This window comes from Corallococcus sp. AB032C (assembly GCF_003668935.1).
Classification (GTDB): domain Bacteria; phylum Myxococcota; class Myxococcia; order Myxococcales; family Myxococcaceae; genus Corallococcus; species Corallococcus exiguus.
In genome coordinates this window covers 185,092-209,441 of record NZ_RAWP01000001.1, presented here as the reverse complement: position 1 = coordinate 209,441, position 24,350 = coordinate 185,092, and the positions used below count along the sequence as shown (strand labels likewise).

Genomic DNA, 24,350 nt, shown 5'->3' with positions numbered 1-24,350 from the left:
CAGGAGGCAGTACCTTGGTTCGCACCCGTTTCGTTTCAGCCCTGCTGGCCTTCCCCCTCGTCGCTTGCGGCGTCGGGGACGCGGACATCAACACGCAGAAGGATCAGCAGAAGCCGGATGAAGTCGCCGAAGTGCAGAACGCCCTGAGCGTGATTCCGGGCGCGCAGATTGTCGGCACCAACGCGGATGGGACGCCGCACACCATCCAGGGCCGCCTGGGCCAGGCGGACCGCCCGCTGACGGGCTTCGCGGCCGCGGACGTGCACTCGGCCATCGCCGGGTCGCTGCCCTCCATCGCGTCGCTGTTCCGCCTCTCCGCTTCCGACCTGCAGGTCCGCAAGATCAGCGTGGACGAGCAGGGCGTTTCGCACATCCGCTACGCGCAGACGCTGAACGGTCTGCCGGTGGTGGGCGAGGAGCTGGTGGTGCACGTGGACAGCTCGGGCGCCATCTTCGGCGCGAACGGCTCCGCTCGCTCCGGCGGCGCCGTGTCCGCGCGTCCGCTGGTCGCCGCGGAGGCGGCCCAGACGGCGGCGCTGCGCGACACGAAGGGCACGGGCCTGGCCACGGAGGGTGCGCGCCTGGTGTACGTGAGGGCCGAGGACGGCCGCCTGCGCCTGGCGTACGAGGTGCGGGTCACGGGCGAGAGCGAGCTGATGCCGCTGCGCGACCGCGTCTATGTGGACGCGCTCAACGGCGCCACGCTGCTGCGCGTGCCGGAGATCCACACCGCGCTCAACCGCAAGCTGTACAGCGCGAACAACGGCACCACCACCCCGGGTACGCTCAAGCGCAGCGAGGGCCAGGCGGCCATCGGTGACGCGCACGTCGACACGAACTACGACATGCTGGGCTACACCTACGACTGCTACAAGACGAACTTCAACCGCGACTCGCTCAACAACGCGGGCCAGACGCTGATCAGCACGGTGCACTACAGCCGCAACTACGTGAACGCCTACTGGGACGGCACCCAGATGGTGTACGGCGACGGCGACGGCGTGAACTCCATCGAGCTGGGCAAGGACGCGGACGTCACGGTCCACGAGCTGACCCACGCGGTGACGGAGAACGAGTCCAACCTCACGTACTCCGGCCAGTCCGGCGGCCTCAACGAGGCCATGTCCGACACCTTCGGCGCCATCTGCGAGAGCTGGAAGTCCGGCTCGTGGAGCACCGCGGCGGACATCTGGAAGGTGGGCGAGGACGTGTGGACCCCCGGCACCGCCGGTGACGCGCTCCGCTACATGGACGACCCGGCGAAGGACGGCGCGTCCATCGACTGGGCGCCGAACTACTCCGGCCAGGACGTGCACTACACTTCCGGCGTCCCGAACCTGGCGTTCGCGCTGCTCGCCAAGGGTGGCACGCACCCGCGCGGCCGCAGCACCGTCGTCGTGACGGGCATCGGCGTCCAGAAGGCGGCGCAGATCTGGTACTACGCCAACGCCAACCTCTACACGGCCGGCACCACGTACGACCAGGCGAAGACCTGGACCATCCAGGCCGCCACGGCCCTGGGCTATGACGCCGCCACGCAGGCTTCCGTGAAGGCCGCCTGGGAAGCGGTGGGCGTGGGCGTGACGGTTCCGCCCCCGACCTGCACCGCGCTGACCAACGGTGTCGCGAAGACGGGCCTGTCCGGCGCCGCCAGCTCGGCGAACTACTACTGCATCGACCTGCCGGTCTCCAAGGCGTCCACCTACGTGATGAGCGGCGGCACGGGCGACGCGGACATGTACATCAAGTTCGGCTCCGCCCCGACGACGACGTCCTACGACTGCCGTCCGTACCTCTCCGGCAACGCGGAGACGTGCAGCGCGGCGGCGAAGACCGCGGCGGGCAAGATGTACATCATGGTGCGCGGCTACTCCGCGTACAGCGGCGTGTCCCTCAAGGCCACGTACTAGTCCCTTTGCGCGGGTCCGGCGTGAGTCCACGCCGGGCCTCGTGAAGGTCACCTTCCGCCTCCGGGGCTCCTGTCCCGGGGGCGGTCGTGTTTTGGGGGCAGGCGCCTGTCGCGTGGGAACGGGGTAGGGTGGCCCGACTTCGCACGCGGGAGGATGCATGGGGCGGCGGCTGGGCCGGGTGTTGCTGGTGGTGATGGTGGCTTCCGGGGCCCTGTCGTGCCACCGGGACACGCGCGCCTCGCGCACCTGCGTGGTGCTGTCGGTGGGAGGCACCAAGGGGCTCGCGCACGTGGGCGCAATGGACGCACTGGTGGCCCGGGGCGTGCCCATCGACTGCGTGGTGGGCAACAGCATGGGCGCGGTGGTGGGCGGCCTCTACGTGTCCGCGCCCGGCGCCAACCTGCGCCAGCGCTACCATTCCTTCTTCACCGCCTACGAGGAGCAGACGCGCAAGGTCGCCGCGACGCGCGGCGCGGTGGGCGCGGCGGTGGGTCTGCTCGCGGTGCTGGTGTCGGGCGGCGCGCTGGGACCGGCCGTGGCGGCGGGAGCGCTGGGCGCGGCGGGTGGCGCGGCGACGGTGCCCCCCTTGAGCCATGAGCGCTTCACCCAGGTGCTGGATTCCTTCTACGCGGGCGCGCGCGTGGAGGAGCTCCCCGTGCCCTTCGCCACCTTCCACCAGGAGCCCTTCGCGGGCGGCATCCGGCTCGTCTCCGTCACGCGCGGTCCGCTTTCCGAGGCCGTCGCCGCGAGCGCCTCCAACCCGCTCCTGTTCAAGGACGCGACGCTGGAGCGAATCGACCCGGGCGCGGACCGCGTGTCCGCGACGCCCATCCATGACGCGTGTCAGCTGTTCCCGGGCGCGCGGCTCATCGCCATCAACGTCACCGGCGAGCCGGCCTTCTACCGCTCCGACCTGGGCTGCGACGTGCGGGAGGTCCGCGTGGATGTGGCCATGCCCCCGGTGGAGGCCTTCACCGGCCGGGGTCCGGCCTTCGAAGCCACCTACGACGCGGGCCGCGACGCGGTGATGCGGGCGCGGCTGGACTGAGGAACGGCAGTCCGCTCAGGGCGCAGTGAGCAGGCCCGTCACGTCCCGCCAGCCGCCCTGGCAGGGCGCGATGTCCGTGGCCAGGTAGTGCCCCACGCGGCCGGGCCCGAGCGCGACGATGGCGGACGAGCGCGTCCCGTAGCCTTCTGCCGTGTGGATGCACAGCGCCTGGAGCTGCTGGAGGAAGTCCGCGGGCAGGCCGTCCTCCGAGAGCGGCCCCGTCGCGGCCTCCCGGGGCGGCAGGGCATGGTCGGCCAGGGCCGCCTGGAGCCCCGTCACCAGCTCCGGCCACGGACGCATCGCCGCTCCTTCCGCCAGGGCATGCGCCCGCCGCACCTTGGGGAGGGCCAGGTTGTCCAGGCTGTCGTTGGGGAGCACGTGCACGCCGTCCGGGACGTCCTCGTGCAGCAGGTGCGCGTGGCCCGGCCTCGCGTAGGCAACCCGCAGGGTGCGCGCGTCCCCGTAGAGCAGGTTGAAGGGCAGGAACTCCGGGGCGGGCAGGGTGCCGAGGTAGCGCTCGATGGCCTCCACCGACCCGGCCTGCAGGGCGCGCAGCACCACCTCGCCCCGGGAGCGGGGGGCCAGGCCCAGGCTCCTGGCGCCGCGCTGGTTCGTCAGGGCGACGACGATTCCCTCGTGGGTGACCCCCATCCACGTGCCGCCCCGCTCCACGTCCTGGCCGCCCACCACGCGGGGGGACTCGGAGAGGACCTTCGGCCCGTGGGCCGGACGCGCGTAGAACTCATCCCGGTTGGCGGCGAGGACCAGCGGCCACTCGGGGTTGGCGTTACGGAGGATGAGGACGGTGCACATGGCGTCCGGTCGATAACATCCCCCTTCGCGCCATGCAGCCTCGGGACTGCATGTTGGCGATGACCTCGTATCCCCGAGCGGCTATGGTCCGCCGCCCTCAGGAGAGTCCATGGCGGAGAGAACCCTCGTCACCAGCGCCCTTCCGTACGCGAACGGCGCCATCCACCTCGGCCACGCTGTCGAGTACATCCAGACGGACATCTACGTCCGCTTCCTGCGCTCGTGCGGGCAGGACGTCGTCTACTTCTGCGCGGATGACACCCACGGCACGCCCATCGAAATCAACGCCGCGAAGCAGGGCATCCCGCCGGAGCAGTTCGTCGCGCGCTTCCACGACGAGCACCAGCGCGACTTCCGCGACTTCGACATCCGCTTTGATTACTTTCACTCCACCAACTCGCCGGAGAACCGCCACTACGCGGAGCTGATCTACGGGCGCTTGAAGGACGCGGGCGACATCGACCGCCGCGACATCGAGCAGACCTACTGCGAGAAGGACAAGCGCTTCCTGCCGGACCGCTTCATCCGGGGCACCTGTCCCAACTGCAAGGCCACGGAGCAGTACGGCGACGCCTGCGAGAAGTGCGGCAAGACGTACAATCCCACGGACCTCATCGACCCGAAGTGCGCGCTGTGTGGCACGCCGCCCGTGCGCCGCAATTCGGTCCACCTGTTCTTCAAGCTGTCGCGGCACGCGGACTTCCTCCAGGAAGTGCTCAAGCGCCCCGGCTTCATCCACCCGGGCCTGGCCGCCCAGCTCCAGGGCTTCTTCGAGAAGGGCCTGGCGGACTGGGACATCAGCCGCGACGGGCCGTACTTCGGCTTCGCGATTCCCGGTGAGACGGACAAGTTCTTCTACGTCTGGCTGGATGCGCCCATCGGGTACATCGCCACGACGGAGAAGTGGGCGAAGGAGTCGGGCCGCGTCGCGGACGCGCTCGCGTACTGGGGCAAGGACGCGCCCACGCGCATCGTCCACTTCATCGGCAAGGACATCGTCTACTTCCACGCGCTGTTCTGGCCCGCGGTGCTGAACGTCGCGGGGTTCCACATCCCCAACGAGATCAAGGTGCACGGGCACCTGACCGTGAATGGGGAGAAGATGAGCAAGAGCCGCGGCACCATGGTGGCCGCGCGTGACTACCTGGAGCTCCTGGACCCCAGCTACCTGCGCTACTTCTACGCGGCCAACCTGGGCGCGGGCGTGGAGGACCTGGACCTCAACCTGAAGGACTTCCGCCTCCGGGTGAACGGCGAGCTCGTCAACAACGTGGGCAACCTGGCCAACCGCGCGCTGTCGCTGCTGGCCGGGCCGCTGGAGAAGAAGCTCGCGCCGGGCCGCGCGGAAGGGCCGGGGCGCAAGCTGGTGGAGGACGCGCTGGCGCGTGTGCCGGAGGTGCGCGAGGCGTTCGAGAAGCTGGAGTACCGCAACGCCATCCGGGTCATCACGGAGATTGCCTCCACCGCGAACGCGTTCCTGCAGACGTCGGCGCCGTGGGCGCTGGTGAAGAAGGACGCGGAGGCCGCGCGGGCGGACCTGTCGGACGCGGCGGACGTGGCGTACCTGCTGGGCGCGCTGCTGGCGCCGGTGACGCCGCGCGTGTCGGAGAGGCTGTTCGCGCAGCTGGGGGCGGAGCCGCTGACGTTCCAGGCGCTCGCCACCGCGAAGTATCCGCTGTTGGACCGCACCCGTCCGCTGGGCACGCCGGAGCCGCTGCTGCCCCGGCTGGAGGAGGAGCGCGTCAACGCCATCATCAAGGTCCCCGCGGGGACGCCGGCCGCCGAGCCCGCGAAGGCAGGCGGCAAGGACAAGAAGACGGAGAAGAAGCCCGTGGAAGCGAAGAGTCCGGAAGCGGTGCCCACCACGCAGGCGTCCCCTGGAGCGGGGGCGGCGGAAGGCGCGCCCGCGGCCGACATCGAGTACGCGGACTTCGCCAAGGTGGTGCTGAAGGCGGGGCGCATCGTGGCCGCGGAGAAGGTGAAGGGCGCGGACAAGCTGCTCAAGCTGGACGTGGACCTGGGCGAGGGCACACCGCGCACCATCGTGTCCGGCATCGCGGAGGCGTACGCGCCCGAGGCTCTGGCGGGCCGGCGCGTGGTCGTGGTCGCGAACCTGAAGCCGCGCAAGCTCAAGGGCATCGAGTCGCGCGGCATGCTGTTGACGGCGGGCTCGGGCGGCAAGGACCTGTCCCTGCTGGAGCCGGGCGACGTGCCGCCCGGCGCCGAAGTGAAGTAGCGAGGATGTGGCTTCAAGGACGGGTGGGGCGGTAGGGCCCACCCGTCTGGCTGTGGCGGGGACTTCAAGGACGCGCTGGGCGTGAGCAATCCCCGGTGGCGAGAGAGGTGACGAGACGTGGCGGACTGGCGTGCCGAGCGGGACCGCGCTCTGTTGACCCTGGAGCGTGAGAAGCGGCCGGCGAGCCGGGCCGAGGCGGCGGACCTGTTGTTCCAGATTGCGTCGGAGGAGCCCGCGCACGCGGCGGAGTTCACGGACGCGCTCGTGCGGCTGCTCGCGGATGCGCAGCCGGAGGTGCGCCGCTCGGGCGTGAGCCTGGCGTCGGTCATCCTGCCGCCGGAGCAGCTCCCGGACATGCTCCTGCCAAGGCTGCGCGACGAGGACACCCGCGTGCGGCTGGAGGCCACCGGACGGCTCGCGGACCTCGCGCTGCCGCACGCGCGTGGCGCCCTGGCCGGAATGCTGGAGGACCCCACGCCGGAGGTCCGCTTCGAGGCCGCGCGAGGCATCGCCGCCCTCAAGCACCCCGCCGGCCTGGACGTGCTCGTGGCCGCGCTGGACGTGGACACGCTGCGCTTCCGGGCGCTGGGCGCGCTCGCGGAGCTGGAGGACGCGCGGGCGCTGCCGGCGGTGAAGCGCCTCTTCGGCAAGTGGCTGCTGCCCGCGTTCGACAAGACGCAGGCCGCGGGCGTGCTGCTGAAGCTGGGCGACCCGGAGGGCGCGGACTGGCTGATGCAGCGCACGCGCAAGAAGTGGAGCGCGGACCGGGCGCTCGCGGTGGAGCTGTGCGGTGAATTGAAGGTCCCGGGCGCGCTGGAGCGGCTGAAGGCCATCCTCGCGGAGGCGAAGGACCCGTGCCGGGGCGCCGCCGCGCGCGGGTTGGGCCGGCTGGGGGATGCGCAGGCACTGCCCTGGCTGCTCGCCCTGTTGGAAGACCGGAGCGCGCCGGAGGACGACCGGTTGGATGCGGCGGACGGCGTGTGGCGGTTGGGCGTGGCGGAGGGCATGGAGCGCCTGCGCGCCGCCGTGCCCACCTTCGCCTCTGAAGAGGCACGGACTGAGTTGGAAGAGCTGTTTCAGGAGAAGCCATGAAGCTGGTTGATGCGCACTGCCACCTGGAGCCCAAGGACTACGCGGACGTGGCGCCGGTGCTGGAGCGCGCACGCGCCGCGGGGCTGGTGCACGCGGTGCTGGTGGGGCAGTTCCACGGCCCCGGTGACTGGGGCCATGCGCTGGAGGTCGCCGCCCGGCACCCGGACTTCCTGTCGCCCACGCTGGGCATCCACCCGCACGAGGCCGCCCGCGCCACGGAAGCGGACTTCGAGATGCTGGAGCGCACCTGCGCCCGCCCGGAGCTGCGCGCCGTGGGCGAGGCCGGGCTGGACTACTACTACGACCACTCGCCGCGCGAGATTCAGGCCACCGTCTTCCGGCGGCAGTGCGCGCTCGCGAAGCGCCTGTCCAAGCCGCTGGTGGTGCACGTGCGCGACGCGCATGACGACTGCGAAGCGGCCCTGGCGGCCGAGGACGTCACCAGCGGCGTCATCCACTGCTTCACCGGCGACACGGCCGCGGCCCGCAAGTACCTGGACCGGGGCTTCTTCCTGTCGCTGTCCGGCGTCGTCACCTACAAGAAGACGGAGGCCCTCCAGGACGCGGTGCGCTTCGCTCCGCTGGAGCGCCTGATGGTGGAGACGGACAGTCCCTACCTCGCGCCGGTGCCCCACCGCGGCCGCAAGAACGAGCCCGCGCACGTGCTGGAGACGGCGAAGAAGGTCGCGGAGCTGAAGGGCGTGTCGCTGGAAGAGGTGGCCCGCGTCACCACGGCGAACGCGGCCCGCCTCTTCAACCTCACGCTGGGGTGAGCGCGTTGGCCAGGGCCTCCAGGTCCTGGTCCAACTGCGGCATGTCCAGCAGCAGCGCGTCCGGGTCGTAGACGAAGTCCGCCTGCTTCAGCTTCAGCAGGGCCTGCAGCGCGGGTTCGCCCGCGTGGCCGCCGAACGCCGCGTGCACCACGCGGCCGCGCTCCAGGTGCAGCGAGCCCTCCAGCGTGTGGCTCCGCAACTGGAGCTTCCCGCTCTTCTTTCCGCCGCCCAGCGTGCGCAACAGCTCCTTCGGGGGCAGCTCGTCGAAGCTGCCGCGCACCACCCGGCCCGGGCCGTTGTGCTGCACGCGGTCCTGGAAGAGGGACAGCACCGTGCGGGCCACCTCCGCCTTGTCGCTCGGGGAGAGCACCGCCGTCGCGCCCGCCATGAGCAGCCGCTCGCGAGCCTGGGCATCCGGTTCGCCCACCACGGCGATGGGAAGGCCCGCGTTCTCCGGCATGGAACGCACGGCCTCCAGCAGGTCCATCACTTCCTGCTGGCCCAGCCGCAGGCTCACCACCAGCACGTCGCAGTCCTGCCGCGACAGGCCGTCCAGCGCGCCGTCCAGCGTGGACAGCGCGTGCGCTACCAGCTCCTGTTTGAGCACCGCCTCCAGCAGCTCGCCGCGCGTGGCCTCGTCCGGCTCCGCGATGAGCACCTGACGGCCTTCGCTGGCCAGCCGGTGCACCAGCAGCGCGCCGCTCTGCAGCTGCCCGACGATGTCCGCCACCACCGGGTCGTAGAGCACGCCCGCGTTCTTCTTGAGGTGCTCCAGCGCCTGCTGCTTGTTGAAGACGCGGCCGTGCGCGTTGCCCGGGTTCTTGGTCAGCTCCAGGAAGCTGTCCACCGCCGCCAGGATGCGCGCGCCCAGGGTGATGTCCTCGCCCTTGGCGCCCTGGGGCGTGCCGGAGCCGTCCCAGGCCTCGTACAGCTGCGCGAGGATGGTGTTCACCTGCGCGGGCAGGTGCACCGTCTCGAAGAGCTTCGTGGGCGCGCGGCAGCACGCCTTGGCCTGGGCCTTCCACTCCGGGTTGGCCGCGTTGCTCGCCAGCGAGAAGTGCCGCTCCGGGGGCTTGCCCAGGTCGTGCAGGTACGCCGCGATGGACAGCGCCGCCAGCTCCTTGTGGGGCATGCCCATGCGCTGGCCGACGATGCCCGCCTGCCGCGCCAGCTGCGCGGAGTGTCCCCGGTGCCGTGGCCGGTCCTGCTCCAGCAGGCCCACCATCAGGCTCAGCGTCTCCACGTAGTCCGTGTCGCTGATGAGCCCGCGCGGGCCGCCCGGCTCGCGCCGCTGCGTGGAGACTCGCGCCACGTTGGTGCCGCTGCCGCCGCGCTGCAGCCGCATCCGCGCGTCCGTCTCCAGCCGCATGCTCAGGCTGGTGGCGTTGCTGCGTCCGGCGGAGCTCCCGCTGCGCCCGGGCTCCGCGCCCACGTGCGTGTTCGACGGCGTGTCCGGACGCCGCGGGCCATTGTTCGCGGAGGGGCCCTCCAGCAGCGTGGAGAACGCCGTGGGGTCGCCGTAGTAGTGCTTGCGGATGGCCGCGGAGATGGCGCTGCGCAGGCCGATGTACGCGTAGACCTCGGACATGCCGGTGACGAGGGCAATCTCGTCGAGCAGCGACTTGTTCTGCGGCTCGGCGGCCACCACCGAGAGCAGCTTGCGCTCCGGATCCACGGCCAGCGGGAGCACGTTCTGCGCTTCCGCCAGCCGCACCGGCAGCTTGTCCAACACCTTCGTGTCGATGCGGGCCTTGGCCAGCTTGTCCGCGGTGACGAAGCGGGTCTGGAACTCATTGGCCAGGAGCCGCAGCAGCGCGGCCTCCTGGAGCAGGCCCAGCTCCACCAGACAGTCCCCCAGCTTGTGGCCGGTGATCTTCTGGTGCTCCAGACCCTGCTCCACGGCCCCCGCTGTCACGAGGCCGGCCTCAATCAACCGCTCTCCCAGCCGCTTCGCCATGGACTTCAGCCCTCCGAGGAGCCACCACCCTCACCACCGGACCTGGTGGCCGGCGCCAGCGCGCTGAACGGCTTGAATGTCAGCTCGCCGGGCAGGCTCTTGGGGTCGCGGGGAGGACGGTCCTCACGCGGAGGACGCTCGGCGCGGGGCTCACGGGGAGGACGGTCCTCACGGGGAGGACGGTCCTCACGCGGAGGACGCTCGGCGCGGGGCTCGCGCGGAGGCCGCGGCGGACGCTCCGGACGGGCCTCCTGGGGCGCGGGGGCGGCAGTGCCCTCGCCGGCAGGAGCGGACGGGCCCTTTTCGGCGCGCGCCTTGCGCTTCTCCTCGCGGTGCTTGCGGCGGCCGCCCTCCACCGGAGCCCGGCCGCGGCCGGTGGGCACGAAGCCCTTCCAGAGGGAGCGGTCGTACGCGCGCAGGTGGTCCGTCCAGCGCTCGTTCGGGTCGCGCTGCATGGCCTCCACCCACGAGGAGATGCGCGCGTCGAGCGAGCTGAGCGTGTCGACGATCTGCGCCTCCAGCGTCACCGGCACCTTCGCGCCAGACGTCCCCTGGGAGATCGCCAGGTGCGTCAGGTGCTGCTCCAGGAGCGGCGGGAAGCCTGGGATGCCCAGGGTCTTCTCGCGGATCTTCTGCGCGGCCAGCACCGCGTGGCCCACCAGCCGGCCCTCGTCGGAGGTGTCGAAGCCCTTGTCGGACGCCCCGTCGCCGCCCTTCATCACGTCGTGCAGGAACGCGCCGGCCAGGAGCAGGTCGCGGTCCGCCATGGGGTAGTGGTCCGACACGCGCAGCGTCAGGCGCATCACCGACAGGACGTGCTCGGCCAGCCCGCCGCGCCACGCGTGGTGCACGCCCTTGGCCGCGGAGGCCACCGGCAGCGCCGCGGACACCTGCGCGTCGTCCAGGAACGCCAGCAGCAGCTGCTTCACGAACGGGTCGTTGACGCGCTCGGTGATGAGCTCACGGATCTGCCCCACCGCGCGCGGGCCACCGCCGCCCTCGTGGCGCTCGGGCTTGCCTTCAGCCTGCTTCGCGTCGCCGGACTTGGCCTCGGACTTCGCGTCGCCAGTCTTGGACTCGGACTTCGCGTCGCCAGTCTTCGCGTCGACGGACTTGGACTCGGCCTTCGCCTCGGCGGGAGGGGCGGGGGGCGGCTCGAACTCCTTGGGGTCGAGCGGCTCCGGATCCAGGCGCTCCACGGCCTCCACGACGACCTGGGTGCGGCCGTGGAAGACGATGACGCTGCCCTGCACGAGGACGAAGTCACCGCTCTGGAAGGCGGGCTCGAGCGCGTCCACCTTGTCGAACACGCGCGCGTCCACGGTGCCGCTCTTGTCGGCCAGGGACAGCGACAGGAACACCTTGCCGCTGCGCGCGTTCACCTTCTCCTTCTTGGTGACGCGGAAGACGGTGTTGACCCGGTCCTTCTCGCGCAGGTCCGCCGCGTACACCTTGCGGACGGTCTCGACGGAAGCCTCCGGGGTGGAAGAGGTCGCGGCCTGGGATTCGTTTTCGGTTGTCATCGCGGCGCGGACACTAACACCGAGGAGGGCCCGTCGAGGGCGAAACAGCACGGGCTTCAGCTCACCTCGAGCGCCACCGCCTCCAGGTACTCGGCCCCTGGGGAGCCGACCGGCGCCGGGTGGTCCGGCGGCAATCCCATCCGTACCAGCCGGAATGCGATGCGCGCCTCCTGCTCGCAGGCCGTGGCCACGCACTCCGTGAATGAGCCCAACGCCAGCGGTGGGTGATAACCGACCACGAGCAGCCGTCCCCCATGGCGGGTGCGCCGCAGGGCCAGCCGCACCTGTTCGATGAAGTCCTCCTCGGACGCCACCCCCAGCGTGTCGAGCAGCACCAGGTCGAAGGTGTCCTTGAGGGCCCGGAGCACGGCCAGCGGCTCGCCTTGTTCCACCGTCACCCGGCCGAGCAGCCCGTTGGCCTCCGCGTTCTCCCGCGCCAGGTCCGCCGCGTCCGCGTTGCCGTCGAAGGCCAGAATCTGCTTCGCCCCGTGCCGCCCCGCGTGGACGAAGAGGCCGCCCACGTCGCACGCCACGTCCAGCACCCGGTCCCCGTTGCCGGTGCGGCTCAGGAAGCGGCGCAGCTCGCGGTGGTCGTACCCGTAGCCCGTGCCCCGGCCGTAGGTGAGGTCCACCGTGAAGCGCGCGCCCATCTCCAGCAGGCGGCACCAGCGCGGCGGCGCGCCGTACATCACGTGCGGGCGCTGCGCGGGCAGGCCCAGCGCCTTGCGCCGGAGCGTGTCGTTGCGCAGCAGCACGGAGGCCGCCCCCGTCACCTCTCCCAGCGTGCGGGTGATCTCCTCCTGCCGCGCGTCCATGGAGCGGGTGAGCGTCTGGACGACGAAGTGCTGATCATACCGGTCCACGATGAGGCCCGGCAGCCCGTCCCCGTCGTCGTTGACGATGCGGCAGAAGCGCGGGTCGTCCACCAGCCGGCCGCGCCGCTCGAAGGCGTGGCGTACGTGGCGGGGGATGAGCCCCTCCACGGACTCGTCCGGCAGGCCCAGGCGGCGCACGGCGTACGAGGCCTGGAGGTCCACGTCTCCCAGCCCCAGGACATGCCCGTCCTCGTCCTTCAGCTGCATGGGCGTGCCGGGCTGCGGCTCGCCCTCCATGGAGACGATGTCCTCGCGGCGCAGCCAGGGGGCGCCGTGGCGCAGCTTGCGGGCGGCTTCTCGGGACAGGTAGGTGCTGAGCAAGGTGCGGTCCTCCTCCAGCGCGATGGAAGGCGCCCCGCGGGGTGCCTTCCATCAAACATGGGCCGTGTGGGGCCTGCTGGCGGCGAGGGCCGTGCCGCTGCCCCGGAGGGCAGGGGAGTAAGCGTCGCTAGAGGACGGGCGGAGGCCGCTTGTATGCCTTGAAGGACACCCGGGTGAGCATTCCGCTGACCACCAGGGCCAGGGCAATGCCCATCATCCGGACATTCCAGTTCGTGCCGGTGAAGAGCAGCACGAGCGCGAGCACCCCCGCCGCCACCGCGCCCACCACGGTGAGCGTCTGGGCGCGCTTGGAGCTGTCCTGGCCATGGGGCTTCTTCGCCCGGGCCAGGACGGGCAGCGAGGACGCCTTGCGCCACTTCTCCGCGCCGTCCTCGCGCACCTCGTCGTCCGGGTCCACCAGGCCCTGCACATAGGCGCGCTCGATGTCGCCCAGCGAAGGGAACATCAGCTCACCATCCGGAGTGCGCACGCGGTACGCCATGGGTCTTCCTCCCTCCCGGCCTACCCTGCCCGGAAGGGGGCGGGGACCTCAAGCCAGCTCGGTGGCAATCTGCTCAGCGGCGCGCAGTCCATCAATGGCGGAGGACACGATACCCCCCGCGTAGCCGCAACCCTCACCGACCGGGTACAGGCCGCGCATGGACACGGACTGCAGGTCGTCTCCCCGGGTGATGCGCACGGGGGAGGACGTCCGGCTCTCGATGCCGATGAGCTTCCCCTCGTCGCTGATGAAGCCCTTCATCTTCCGGTCGAACGTGCGCAGCGCCGCCTTGAGCGACTGCGTCAGCCGCTCCGGGAAGAGCTTGTTCAGGTCCGTGTGCGCCAGGCCCGGGCGGTAGCTGGTGTCGCCCGGGTCCTTCTTCACGCGGCCGGCCAGGTAGTCCGGAATCGTCTGCGCGGGCGCGAAGAAGCGGCCTCCGCCCAGCTTGTAGGCTTCGCTCTCCCAGTGCCGCTGGAACTCCAGGCCCGCGAGCGGCCCGTGGAATCCCTCGCGCGCGAAGTCCGCGACGGACACCGACACGACGATGCCCGCGTTGGCGAACTTCGCGTTGCGCCGCGAGTTGCTCATGCCGTTGGTGCACTGCAGCCCCTCTTCGGTGGGCGTGGGCACGACAATGCCGCCGGGGCACATGCAGAACGAGTAGACGCCGCGCACCTCGCCGTCCACGTCCAGGTTCTCCGCCAGCTTGTAGTCCGCGGGAGGCAGCTTGGAGTGCTTCGCCGCGGAGCCGTACTGGATGCCGTTGATCAACGACTGCGGGTGCTCCGCGCGGAAGCCCAGCGCGAAGGGCTTGGCCTCCACGCTCACGCGGCCGTCGGCGGCGAAGCGCTCGTACAGTTCGCGCGCGGAGTTGCCCGGCGCCAGGATGACGCGGTCGCTCTCCAGCGTGCGCCCGTCCGCCATCTTCACGCCCGCGATGCGGCCGTCGCGGTAGAGCAGGTCATCCACGCGCTGCTCGAAGTGCACCTGGCAGCCGCCCGCGATGAGCTCGTCGCGCAGCTTCGCCACCGCGCCGGGCAGCAGGTCGGAGCCGATGTGCGGCTTGCCCTCGATGAGGATTTGATCCGGCGCGCCGTACTTCGCGAAGGCTTCAATGACCTTGCGCACCATGGGGTGGTTGATGCGCGTGGACAGCTTGCCGTCCGTGTACGCGCCCGCGCCGCCCTCGCCGAAGTTCATGTTGCTCTCGCGGTCGAGCGACCCGTCGCGCATGAGCTTCGCCACGTCCTTGCGGCGCGTCACCACTTCCTTGCCGCGCTCCAGCAGGATGCTGCGCACGCCGCGCTCCAGCAGGCCCAGCGCGCAGAACAACCCCGCGGGTCCGGTGCCGATGATGAGCGGCAGCTTCTCCGGCTCCTTCACGCGCGCTGGCGTTTCCGGCGGGGGCGGGGCCTCGCTCACGTCCGGGGGCAACCGCGGCGCCTTGCCGCCCGGGGCCAGCTCCACCTCCAGCGTGTAGATGTAACGCGGGCTGCCCTTCTTGCGCGCATCCAGCACCGAGCGCACCACCCGCACGGAGGCGAGGTCGCTCCGGGTGACCCCCAGCTTCTCCGCGGCGCGCTGGCCGAGCAGCTCCTCCGGCTCGTCCAGCCACAGCCCGATGTTGTTCACCCGGTACGCCATTGTGTTCTGACTCCTCGGTGGTGGGCGCGTATGTGCTCCACCCCCCGGAGGGAATGCAAGCACTTGAAAAGACAAGATGGCCCGTGGGGTGGGTGCGTACCCGCTGATGCACCCGGCAACGCCGTTCCAGGCAGGGCGGACGTCCGGGTGCGTAACCCCCTTCGCACCTTCCACGTTTCGTGCCGTCCGCTTCCGGGCTTCAACCCCCGAGGACTGCTGGGGAATCCGTTTGGAAGAGAACGGGTGGCACGGAGGTTGAAGACCGGACTCCCACGCAGTCGCGGCGCCGGACATGTGGCGCCGATTCCGGAGGCAATTCCCGTGAGCACCGACCAGAAGGGCACCCGCATCCTCGCGCGCACGTTCTTCAACCAGCTGCGCGCAAGCGGTTACACGCCGCACCAGGTCATCGGCATCGCGACGGAACTCCTGGAGCTGGTGACGACCGACCTGAAGGAAGGCGACAAGGCGGTCGCCGCCGCCCAGTCGACGCCAGCCCCCGACTCCGGGGCAGGCTTTCAGCAGCGCGTGTAGCCCATTAGAATCCAGCGCATCAACCCTCCGCGGGTGAGCGGGCTCCGGACTGGTTCCGGGCGCCCCACCCGCGAGGTGACGGGGGGCTCCAGAAAGATTCGCAAGAACGCTGTCGATCTCCGACACGCCTGTTCGTCGCCGTGGTGAGACGCCATTCAGGGCCGGCTCAAACCAGGGGACAGACGATGCGGGTGATGGTGTTCATGATCGCCAATGAGGACAGCGAAAACGCAGTGCCCCCCACGCCCGAGGCGTTCGAGGCGATGGAGCGGTACACCGAGGAACTGGTCAAGGCTGGCATCCTGGTGGCTGGCGCCGGCCTCAAGCCCTCCTCCGAAGCCAAGCGCATCGCCTGTGAAGGTCCCGGCCGCACGGTCATGGACGGGCCGTTCACCGAGACCCGCGAGCTGATCGCCGGCTTCTCCATCTGGAAGGTCAAGGACATGGATGAGGCCGTGGCCTGGGCGAAGCGCTGCCCCAACCCCATGTCGGGCCGGAACGTGATCGAAATCCGGCCGTTCTTCGAGGCAGATGACATGGCCGAGGCCCTGTCGACCGATGCCCAGACGCGCGAGAAGCTCGGCGTCGCCTGAGGCCGTCGGTTTTTCGTGGCCGCGCGACGCGCCGGGTCGTCTTCGGGCCTTCAGGGCTGGGGGTGGCGACGGCGCTCGCGGGCGGCGGCGGCGGCGATGACGAGCAGCGCGGCGGTGAGCGCGGTGAAGACGAGGCTCGCGGACGTGAACGCCGTCAGCGCGAGCAGCCCCAGCGACAGCAGGAACGCGAGCGCATCCACCGCGGCGGGCCTCGGCTGAGGCAGCACGAGCACCGTGGCGCACGCGGCCAGCGGCACACCCAGCGCGACCTGCCGGAAGATGGCGTCGGTGCTGGTGCGCACCGTCTCCCAGTAGTTGATCAGGATGGCGGCGAAGATGACCACCGTGCCGCCCGCGAGCACGAGCACGCCCGCGGCCGCCGCGTCCTTGGTGAGCCGGGCCTTCTCGTCGAACTGCTGCACGGCCAGGTCCACCAGCTGCTCCAGCGCGCTGTTGAGGATCTCCGCGAAGAAGATGAGCAGCACGCAGAAGATGAGCGTGACCTTCTCCGCGAGCCCCAACGGGATGCCGCTGCCCACCAGCCCCACCAGCACGCCGGAGATGAGGTGGATGCGCATGTTGCGCTGCCAGGCCACGGTGTGGATGAGCCCTGCCCACGCATGTCCGAACGAGGCGAACAGGCCGTTGCTGCGGCGGGAGGGAAACTGGGGACGGGGGGTTACAGGAACGGTCATCGGAAGGTGAAGGGGTGGGCAGGCTAGCACCCACGGGTCCGATTGAAGCGGGGGAGTGAAGGGGTAAGGTCGGTCGCGTGATGCGAACGTTCCTTTCGTCCTGGTCGCGCTCGCTGGCGCTGACCCTGCTGTGCACCTCCGTCCTCGCTCATGCGCAGGGCACTCCTGAAGCTTTTGAAGGCGACGACCTGGGCCTGGAGCCGCCGGGTGTTCAATACCTGCCAGCTCCGCCCCCCCGGGCGCACGAACAGCGCCGCCTGTCGCCGGACGCGCCCGCCGTGGTTCGCCGTGAGACGCGAGCCGCGAAGTCCAACGTGAAGACCGCGGGCGTGCCGCAGACGCGGCGGGGCGAGGGCGCGTTGTCCGGCAAGGTCATCTACCTGAGCCCGGGCCACGGCTTCTATCGCGACAACGGGCTGAAGCGCTGGGCGACGCAGCGGCCCAACACCTGGGGCGTGGTGGAGGACTTCATCTCCGTGGAGGTGGTGTCGCAGGAGCTCCAGCCCATGCTGATGGCGGCGGGCGCCACGGTGGTGTCCGTGCGGGAGACGGACCTGAACCCGCTCATCGCCACCGTGGACAACGGCGGCACGGGCTACGTGGAGGACGGGGACGCCGCGCGCTTCCACGCCTCCACGCAGAAGGGCTGGGCGCCTCCGCCCGTGCCCATGGGCAACGGGGTGGAGCCCTTCACGTTGGGCTCCACGCGCACGCTGGACACGGCGGCCACCTCCACCGCGAAGGTGACGTGGACGCCGGACGTGCCGGCGGACGCGGCCTACAACGTCTACGTCTCCTACGGCTCCGACCCCACGCGCGCGACGGACGCGCACTACGTGGTGAAGCACGCGGGAGGGGAGAGCCACTTCCGCGTGAACCAGCAGCGCCACGGCGGGACGTGGGTGCTGCTGGGGCGCTTTTACTTCAAGGCGAGCCAGCACCCGGAGTCCGGCGCGGTGGTGCTGGAGAACGACTCGGCGCAGGGCGCGGGCGCGACGCTGTCCGTGGACGCGGTGCGACTGGGCGGTGGACGGGGCCTGATGGGCGACGCGGCGCAGGGGCCGCTCTTGCGTCCGCGCTTCGAGGAGAGCGGGCGCTACCACGTGCAGTACAGCGGGGCACCGTTCAGCGTGTACGCGCCGTCGGGAGCCAACGCGCTGTCCAACGAGCGCAACGCGGACGTGACGTCCCGGCCGCGCTTCGCCGCGTGGCTGCATGAGGAGGGCGAGGACGCCGTCTACGTCGCGTGGCACACCAACGCGGGCACGTCCGGCACGATTCGGGGGACGGAGGCCTACGTCTACGGACCGAACCCGGTGGACGGCACGCTCAACTTCACGGGCGTGAAGGACAGTGACGTGATGGCGCGCGCGCTGCTGTCGCAGATTGAAACGGACATCAAGCGCGAGGTGGATCCGAACTGGCGGGTGCGCAGCCTGCGCTCGGCGAACCTGGGCGAGGTGAACCCCTCTCACAACCCGGAGATGCCCAGCGTGCTCCTGGAGATGGCGTACCACGACAACACGACGGACGCGGCGAACCTCAAGGAGGCCCGCGTCCGCCACGTGGCCGCGCGAGCCATCACCCAGGGACTCATCAAGTACTTCGCGACCCGCGACGGCGCGGCGGTGCACCTCCCGCCGGAGACGCCGGGAGCGGTGGCGGCGCGCAACGCGACGCCCGGAGCGGTGGAGGTGAAGTGGACCGCCCCCCCTCAGGTCGCGTCGGAGGAAGGCCGCGACGCCCCCACGGGCTACCGGCTCTACCAGAGCGCGGACGGCTTCGGCTGGGACGAGGGCACGGAGATCCAGAACACGTCGGCCACCGTCACGCTGTCGTCCGGCACGCTGCGCTACTTCCGCGTGGCCGCGGTGAACGCGGGCGGCGAGTCCTTCCCGTCCGCCACGGTGGGCGTGCGGGTGGGGGACACGGCGCCGGTGCTGCTGGTCAACGCGTACGAGCGGCTGGACCGGACGGTGGCGTGCGGCGAGGAGCTGGAGACGCCGTACGACCTGGAGGCCCCGCTGCGCGTCTACCTGGAGGCGATGAACGACGGCAGCTACCTGCGCCAGCACGGCGCGGCGTTCGCGCAGTCGGCGGTGGCCTTCGACAGCGCGACGGGCAACGCGGTGGCGGCGGGGCTGGTGTCGCCCGCGGGCTACCGGCTGGTGGACTGGTCCACCGGGCGCGGAGGCGTGGGGGGCGCGGGACTGACGCGGACGGAGCAGGACGCCCTGCGCGCGTTCGTCACGGGGGGCGGGCACCTGATGCTGTCGGGCGGACGCACGGTGTCCACGCTCGCGGCGGGTACCGCGGACGACAAGCTGTTCCTCACGGACATCCTCCGGGCGTCCATCGCGGCGGGGGCGCCGGTGGCCCGGGTGCAGGGCTCGGCGGGCGGGCTCCTCGCGGACCTGGCGGCCACGCCGCTGGCGGATGGGACGCTCGGCGCCTATCCGGTGGGGGTGACGGACGTGCTGGCCCCGACGGGTGGCGGCGCGGACGTGCTTCGCTACACCGGCACGTCGCTGGGCGCGGGCGTACTCTCCGCGGGCACGGCGCCCGCGGGCCAGGTGCTGGTGCTGGGCTTCCCGTTCGAGGGCCTTGCGTCCAATCGTGAGCGGTCGCGGCTGGTGGGCGCGTTCCTGGTGCGTTCAGGACTCGTCACCCAGGCGCCGGCCCTGCCCGACGCGGACGTGACGCCCGCGGTCAGCCCCCGGCCGCTGTCTTCCTGTGTGGCGGTGCGGGAGGTGGATCCGCATCCGCCGGTGGACCCGGGCCCGGTGGACCCGGAGCCGCAACCCACGGTCATTCCGGCGCTCCCCAATGACTATTCCCCCAAGGGGGACAGCGGCTGCGGATGCGGGGCCGGCGCGGGAACGGCCTCCGGGCTCTGGCTGTTGGTCGGGGTGATTGTTCAGCTCCGGCGTGCACGCGCGAAAGCGGCCCACGCGAAGCGTTGACTCGGCGGGGGCGCCTGCCTACGGTCGCCCGCCTTCTTTACGAGATTCATGACGGTGGGCCGCGAAGGCCCACTCCTGCAAGGAGACGGAAAACACCATGGCCATCAAGCTCGCCATCAACGGCTTCGGTCGTATCGGTCGCTGCATCCTGCGCGCCGCGCTCAGCCGCAAGGAAGACCTCGAGATCGTCGCCATCAACGACCTCGACAAGCCGTCGGCGCTGGCCCACCTGTTCAAGTACGACTCCGTGCACCGCACGTGGCCGGGCGAGGTCTCCCACACGGACAAGGGCATCGTGGTGAACGGCAAGGAGATCGCCGTCACCGCGGAGAAGGACCCCTCCGCGCTGCCGTGGAAGAGCATGAACGTGGACGTGGTGCTGGAGTGCACCGGCCGCTTCACCGCGCGCGACGCCGCCGCCAAGCACCTGGCCGCGGGCGCCAAGAAGGTCGTCATCTCCGCGCCGGCCAAGGGCCCGGACCTGACCATCGCGTACGGCATCAACCAGAACGAGTACGACCCGGCCAAGCACCACATCGTGTCCAACGCCTCGTGCACCACCAACTGCCTGGCGCCCATCGCCAAGGTGCTGGTGGACAACTTCGGCATCGAGAAGGGCCTGATGACGACGGTGCACAGCTACACCAACGACCAGCGCATCCTGGACCTCACCCACGAGGACATGCGCCGCGCCCGCGCCGCCGCGCTCTCCATGATCCCCACCAGCACCGGCGCCGCGAAGGCCATCGGTGAGGTCATCCCGTCGCTCAAGGGCAAGATGCACGGCATCTCCGTCCGCGTCCCCACCCCGAACGTGTCCCTGGTGGACCTGACGGTGAACACCACCAAGAAGGTCACCGCCGAAGAGGTCATCGCCGCGATGAAGGCCGCCGCCAACGGCGCGCTCAAGGGCGTGCTGGAGTTCAGCGACGCGCAGACGGTGTCGGTGGACTACAACGGCAACCCGCACTCGGCCATCTTCGACGCGACCAACTGCTTCGTGATGGGCGACAACATGGTCAAGGTCATGGCCTGGTACGACAACGAGTGGGGCTTCTCCAACCGTATGGTCGACACGGCGAAGTTCCTCGTGTCCAAGGGCGTGGCGTAAGTCGCGCCGCACCGGCACCCCAGGCTGACCGAGACAGGCACAAGGGACACCCAAGATGATCCGCTACATCGATGACCTGCAGTTGACCGGCAAGCGCGTCTTCATCCGCGTGGACTTCAACGTCCCGCTGGAGGGGCGCCGCATCACCGACGACACCCGCATCCGTGAAGCGCTCCCCACCATCCGGCGCGCGCTGGAGATGGGCGGCAAGGTCATCCTGGCGTCCCACCTCGGTCGGCCCAAGGGGGCGGACCCCAAGCTGTCCACCGTGCTCGTCGCGGAGAGGCTGGCGGAGCTGCTGGGCGGCAAGCACGAGGTCATCCACGCGGACGACTGCGTGGGTGACAACGTGAAGAAGCAGGTGAATGACCTGAAGGCGGGGCAGGTGCTCCTCTTGGAGAACCTGCGCTTCCACAAGGAGGAGGAGGCGAACGACGAGGCCTTCTCGCGCGAGCTGGCGGCGCTGGCGGACGTCTACGTCAACGACGCGTTCGGCACGGCGCACCGCGCGCACGCGTCCACGGCCGGCATGGTGCCCTTCGTGAAGGAGAAGGCCGCCGGCCTCCTGATGCGCAAGGAGATCGAGTACCTGGGCGACAAGGTGCTGCGCAATCCGCAGAAGCCCTTCGTGGCCATCCTGGGCGGCTCCAAGGTGAGCGACAAGATCAAGGTCATCGAGAGCCTGCTGCCCAAGGTGGACGCGCTGCTCGTGGGTGGCGCCATGGCGTACACCTTCCTGAAGGCGCAGGGCATCGAAGTGGGCAAGAGCCGGGTGGAGGAGGGCGACAAGCTGGCGCTGGCGGCGAAGCTGCTGGACACGGCCAAGCGCCTGAAGACGCCGCTGGTGCTGCCCATCGACCACATCGTCTGCGCGGACATCGACGGCAAGGGCCCGGTGAAGGAGACGCCGGATCAGGTGGTGCCGGCGGACATGATCGGCCTGGACATCGGTCCCAAGACGCGCGCGATGTACACGCAGCGCATCCGCGACGCGAAGACGGTGATCTGGAACGGGCCCATGGGCCGCTTCGAGGTCGACAAGTTCGCGGAAGGCACGCGCTCGGTGGCCGCGGCGATGTCCATCAACAAGGACGCCGTCACGGTGATTGGCGGCGGCGACAGCGCGGCGGCGGTGGAGCAGATGGGCTACGCGGACAAGATGAGCCACGTGTCCACGGGTGGTGGCGCGTCGCTGGAGTTCCTGGAGGGCCAGCCGCTGCCTGGCATCAAGGCGCTGGAGACGAAGTAGGGCACCCACGCGGTACGCACCGGGGGAGACACCTCGATGGCTCGTCGGAAGATCGTCGCTGGCAACTGGAAGATGAACAAGACGGTGCCGGAAGCGCTCGCGCTGGTGCGGGAGCTTCGTGGCGCGGTGGCGGCAATGGGCGACAAGGTGGAGGTGGCCATCGCGCCTCCGTTCGTCGCGTTGCAGCCCCTGCACGTCGCGCTGGAGGGGGCACCCCTGCAACTGGCGGCGCAGAACTGTCACTGGGAGTCCTCGGGCGCCTTCACAGGTGAAATCAGCGCGCCGATGCTGGCGGAGCTGGGGTGTGCCTACGTCATCGTGGGGCACTCGGAGCGCCGGCAGTTCTTCGGTGAGACGGACGCCACGGTGAACAAGCGGGCGAAGGCGGTGAAGGCCGCCGGGATGACGCCCATCGTCTGCGTGGGTGAGACGCTGGCCGAGCGCGAGTCGAACCAGACGCTCACGGTGGTGGAGCGCCAGGTGCGGGGCGCGCTGGAGGGCTTCTCCGGGGCGGACGTGGCGACGTTCGTGATGGCGTACGAGCCGGTGTGGGCGATTGGGACGGGCCGGACGGCGACGACGGCGCAGGCGCAGGAGGTCCACGCGGCCATCCGGGGCCTGCTGACCCGGATGTACGACGAGGGGACGGCCGAGCGGGTCCGCATCCAGTACGGCGGCAGCGTGAAGCCGGACAACGCGGCGGAATTGCTGGGGCAGCCGGACGTGGACGGGGCGCTCGTGGGGGGAGCGAGCCTCAAGGCGGCGGACTTCGTGGCCATCGTGAAGGCGGCTGGCTGAAGCCGTTATCCCCGTTAGAAGTTGTCACCCGTTGACCACTTTGTGTAGGTTGCGCCCTCTTTTCACGGAGCGTTTGGAACACCCATGCTGACCTTCTTCACGATCGTGCACGTCCTGCTCTGCGTGTTCATGATCTTCGTCATCTTGTTGCAGCCGGGGAAGGACGCCGGCATGGGTTCCGCCCTCGGTGGCGGCGCCGCGACGAGCGCCTTCGGTGGGCGCGGCGCGGTGACCTTCTTGAGCAAGCTGACGGGCGTCTGCGCCGGCTTGTTCTTCCTGACCTCGCTGGGCCTGTCCTTCGTGGGCCTGCGCGGTTCCGTGGCCGCGGGTTCGGTGGCGACGCCGCCGGCGAAGACGGCCCCGGCGACCCCGGGAGCCACGACGCCGGCTCCTGCTGCTCCGGGAGCGGTGGAGCAGGAGCGTTCCGCGACGCCGCCGGCGGAGGGCCAGCCGGCTCCCGCGCCGACGACGCCCGCGCCGTAGTCGTCAGGAAGCATCGGATTCACGCGACCGTTGAATTGGTTGTTGCGTGAATCCACGGGGTCCGGTAGATGGACCCCGCCGAAAGCCCAGGTGGTGGAACTGGTAGACACACCATCTTGAGGGGGTGGCGCCGAAAGGTGTGCGGGTTCGAATCCCGCCCTGGGCACTCCGAACAAGAGCCTCCGAGTCGAAAGACTCGGGGGCTTTTGTCGTTTCTGGGCATGCATGCGCGATGCGTCGCCCGGGGGATCAGGCCGGTGGAAGCCCTGCCGCGCTACGCGGGCGTCGTGCGCAGCGCCGCCACCGCGAGCTACGAACGCAGCACAATGCCCCCTGTCCTCGCCGCGTGCGCGCGTGGCTCGAATCGCAGGTCCGCGCCACGCCGAAGGGCCCCATGGGCCAAGCCCGTTCCTACATGCTGAAGCAGTAGGACGCCCTCTTTCTCTCTTCGTCTCGGGCTCGCGCCTGCCCCTGGACAACAGCGGTTCTGCGGCAGCCCTTCGTAATCTCGCCCTGGGCCGGAAGAGTATCCTCTTCGTCGGTCATGAGGCCGGCGAGGGAGAACCTCGCCGGCCTCTAATCCCCTTCAGGTAAGTCCGCGAAGTGAGAGCCCTGCGTGGCCAAAGAAGCCACGCAGGGCCGCATGATGGCAGCCGAGGTGTACGAATGCAGAGCGCACCTGGCGGCGCAGTTCCGCTATCGCCCCGGACGTGGCGTTGAGCATGGAGCGCTTCACCTGGCTGTTGCAGCCTTCCTCGGGGTTGAGCTCCGGCGAGTAGTCGGGAAGCGCCTCCAAAGCGAAGTCACGGGAGTGAGACTCGACGAAGCGCTCCACCTCGTTTGATCGGTGGGCGCCCAGTTTATCCCACACCACTAGCAGCGGGTGGTCCACCTTGCGGCGGAAGTAACGCAGCGCCGCCACCACCTGGGCGCTGTGCACGCTGCCCTCGAAGTGCCGCGCATAGAGGCGCGCCTTGGCGTGCTTGGAGGGAACCACCAGCGCTACCACGCTGGACACTTCACGTCTCATGGCGATGCGTCGCAACTCAGGCGGCTGGCCTACGGGGGCCCAGGTGGTGCCCGGCCGGGCCCGTCACCCCGAGCGATGGAGCCGCGACACCCGCGACTGGACGCCAGCAGGCCCCGTGCGCCTCAACCCCTCACCGGAAGTGCAGGCGCTGAAGCGCATCGGCTGAACCCTTTCACGCGACAACTACCTTGACGCTCACC

Annotated in this window: 21 protein-coding genes and 1 tRNA gene; 14 read left to right on the top strand and 8 right to left on the bottom strand. The window is 70.3% G+C overall.

From position 1 onward, the window contains the following. Positions 1–14 precede the first annotated feature (14 nt). Positions 15–1,910 (top strand): M4 family metallopeptidase, encoded by a 1,896-nt coding sequence (locus tag D7X99_RS00835; protein WP_121776007.1) that lies wholly within the window; start codon positions 15–17, stop codon positions 1,908–1,910. A 157-nt stretch (positions 1,911–2,067) separates the two neighbouring features. After that, positions 2,068–2,958 (top strand): patatin-like phospholipase family protein, encoded by an 891-nt coding sequence (locus tag D7X99_RS00830; protein WP_121776006.1) that lies wholly within the window; start codon positions 2,068–2,070, stop codon positions 2,956–2,958. 15 nt (positions 2,959–2,973) lie between these two features. Here D7X99_RS00830 and D7X99_RS00825 read toward each other — a convergent pair whose 3' ends face one another. Then, positions 2,974–3,771: an NRDE family protein gene (locus tag D7X99_RS00825; RefSeq protein ID WP_121776005.1), complete on the bottom strand. Its 798-nt coding sequence runs from the start codon at positions 3,769–3,771 to the stop codon at positions 2,974–2,976. Positions 3,772–3,880: 109 nt separating this feature from the next. Between D7X99_RS00825 and metG the strand changes: the two genes are divergently transcribed. The 3 genes from metG (at position 3,881) to D7X99_RS00810 (ending at position 7,872) form a co-directional block, all read left to right on the top strand. Continuing rightward, a complete protein-coding gene (gene metG / locus D7X99_RS00820) occupies positions 3,881–6,007 on the top strand; it encodes a methionine--tRNA ligase (RefSeq protein ID WP_121776004.1) in 2,127 nt (708 codons plus the stop codon). Between the two features lie 117 nt (positions 6,008–6,124). Next, positions 6,125–7,099 (top strand): HEAT repeat domain-containing protein, encoded by a 975-nt coding sequence (locus tag D7X99_RS00815; RefSeq protein WP_121776003.1) that lies wholly within the window; start codon positions 6,125–6,127, stop codon positions 7,097–7,099. Further along, positions 7,096–7,872, top strand: coding sequence for a TatD family hydrolase (locus D7X99_RS00810; protein ID WP_120578092.1), 777 nt, complete (start codon positions 7,096–7,098; stop codon positions 7,870–7,872). The genes D7X99_RS00815 and D7X99_RS00810 overlap by 4 nt, the downstream gene beginning before the upstream one ends. On the opposite strand, the gene D7X99_RS00805 is transcribed toward D7X99_RS00810, so the two are convergent. The 5 genes from D7X99_RS00805 to D7X99_RS00785 all read right to left on the bottom strand — a co-directional run bounded on the left by D7X99_RS00805 (position 7,859) and on the right by D7X99_RS00785 (position 14,694). Next, the gene (locus tag D7X99_RS00805; protein ID WP_121776002.1) at positions 7,859–9,829 is read right to left on the bottom strand and encodes an HD domain-containing phosphohydrolase; all 1,971 of its coding nucleotides are present in this window, start codon (positions 9,827–9,829) and stop codon (positions 7,859–7,861) included. The two genes, D7X99_RS00810 and D7X99_RS00805, sit on opposite strands and share 14 nt — an antisense overlap. A 5-nt stretch (positions 9,830–9,834) precedes the next feature. Further along, the gene (locus tag D7X99_RS00800) at positions 9,835–11,352 is read right to left on the bottom strand and encodes an HD domain-containing protein (RefSeq protein ID WP_121776001.1); all 1,518 of its coding nucleotides are present in this window, start codon (positions 11,350–11,352) and stop codon (positions 9,835–9,837) included. A gap of 56 nt (positions 11,353–11,408) precedes the next feature. Next, complete coding sequence (locus tag D7X99_RS00795; protein ID WP_121776000.1) at positions 11,409–12,548, bottom strand: class I SAM-dependent rRNA methyltransferase; 1,140 nt, start codon at positions 12,546–12,548, stop codon at positions 11,409–11,411. A gap of 127 nt (positions 12,549–12,675) precedes the next feature. After that, complete coding sequence (locus D7X99_RS00790; protein ID WP_121775999.1) at positions 12,676–13,050, bottom strand: hypothetical protein; 375 nt, start codon at positions 13,048–13,050, stop codon at positions 12,676–12,678. Between the two features lie 48 nt (positions 13,051–13,098). Then, positions 13,099–14,694, bottom strand: coding sequence for an NAD(P)/FAD-dependent oxidoreductase (locus D7X99_RS00785; RefSeq protein ID WP_121775998.1), 1,596 nt, complete (start codon positions 14,692–14,694; stop codon positions 13,099–13,101). 321 nt (positions 14,695–15,015) lie between these two features. Here D7X99_RS00785 and D7X99_RS00780 point away from each other — a divergent pair, with 321 nt between their 5' ends. Together D7X99_RS00780 and D7X99_RS00775 are read left to right on the top strand one after the other, a co-directional pair. Further along, positions 15,016–15,228 (top strand): hypothetical protein, encoded by a 213-nt coding sequence (locus D7X99_RS00780; RefSeq protein WP_167548470.1) that lies wholly within the window; start codon positions 15,016–15,018, stop codon positions 15,226–15,228. Positions 15,229–15,422: 194 nt separating this feature from the next. Continuing rightward, positions 15,423–15,821, top strand: a complete 399-nt coding sequence (locus tag D7X99_RS00775; protein ID WP_233613020.1) for a YciI family protein — start codon at positions 15,423–15,425, stop codon at positions 15,819–15,821. Positions 15,822–15,871: 50 nt separating this feature from the next. Here the strand turns inward: D7X99_RS00775 and D7X99_RS00770 are convergent, their stop codons facing one another. Further along, on the bottom strand, positions 15,872–16,516 hold the full coding sequence (locus D7X99_RS00770; protein WP_120594534.1) for a diacylglycerol kinase: 645 nt from the start codon (positions 16,514–16,516) through the stop codon (positions 15,872–15,874). Between the two features lie 80 nt (positions 16,517–16,596). Here D7X99_RS00770 and D7X99_RS00765 point away from each other — a divergent pair, with 80 nt between their 5' ends. From D7X99_RS00765 to D7X99_RS00740, 6 genes are all read left to right on the top strand, one after another. Beyond that, complete coding sequence (locus tag D7X99_RS00765) at positions 16,597–19,479, top strand: N-acetylmuramoyl-L-alanine amidase (RefSeq protein ID WP_121775996.1); 2,883 nt, start codon at positions 16,597–16,599, stop codon at positions 19,477–19,479. 97 nt (positions 19,480–19,576) lie between these two features. Beyond that, positions 19,577–20,590 (top strand): type I glyceraldehyde-3-phosphate dehydrogenase, encoded by a 1,014-nt coding sequence (gap, locus tag D7X99_RS00760; RefSeq protein WP_120568043.1) that lies wholly within the window; start codon positions 19,577–19,579, stop codon positions 20,588–20,590. 55 nt (positions 20,591–20,645) lie between these two features. After that, the gene (gene pgk, locus D7X99_RS00755; protein WP_120594616.1) at positions 20,646–21,839 is read left to right on the top strand and encodes a phosphoglycerate kinase; all 1,194 of its coding nucleotides are present in this window, start codon (positions 20,646–20,648) and stop codon (positions 21,837–21,839) included. Between the two features lie 36 nt (positions 21,840–21,875). After that, a complete protein-coding gene (gene tpiA, locus D7X99_RS00750; protein ID WP_120568041.1) occupies positions 21,876–22,637 on the top strand; it encodes a triose-phosphate isomerase in 762 nt (253 codons plus the stop codon). 84 nt (positions 22,638–22,721) lie between these two features. Continuing rightward, on the top strand, positions 22,722–23,120 hold the full coding sequence (secG, locus tag D7X99_RS00745) for a preprotein translocase subunit SecG (protein WP_121761662.1): 399 nt from the start codon (positions 22,722–22,724) through the stop codon (positions 23,118–23,120). Between the two features lie 84 nt (positions 23,121–23,204). Next, a tRNA-Leu gene (locus D7X99_RS00740) sits at positions 23,205–23,286 on the top strand. 420 nt (positions 23,287–23,706) lie between these two features. On the opposite strand, the gene D7X99_RS00735 is transcribed toward D7X99_RS00740, so the two are convergent. Then, on the bottom strand, positions 23,707–24,150 hold the full coding sequence (locus tag D7X99_RS00735) for a transposase (RefSeq protein WP_233613019.1): 444 nt from the start codon (positions 24,148–24,150) through the stop codon (positions 23,707–23,709). Between D7X99_RS00735 and D7X99_RS42605 the strand changes: the two genes are divergently transcribed. After that, positions 24,149–24,316, top strand: a complete 168-nt coding sequence (locus tag D7X99_RS42605) for a hypothetical protein (protein WP_158626891.1) — start codon at positions 24,149–24,151, stop codon at positions 24,314–24,316. The two genes, D7X99_RS00735 and D7X99_RS42605, sit on opposite strands and share 2 nt — an antisense overlap. The last annotated feature ends 34 nt before the right edge of the window (positions 24,317–24,350 follow it).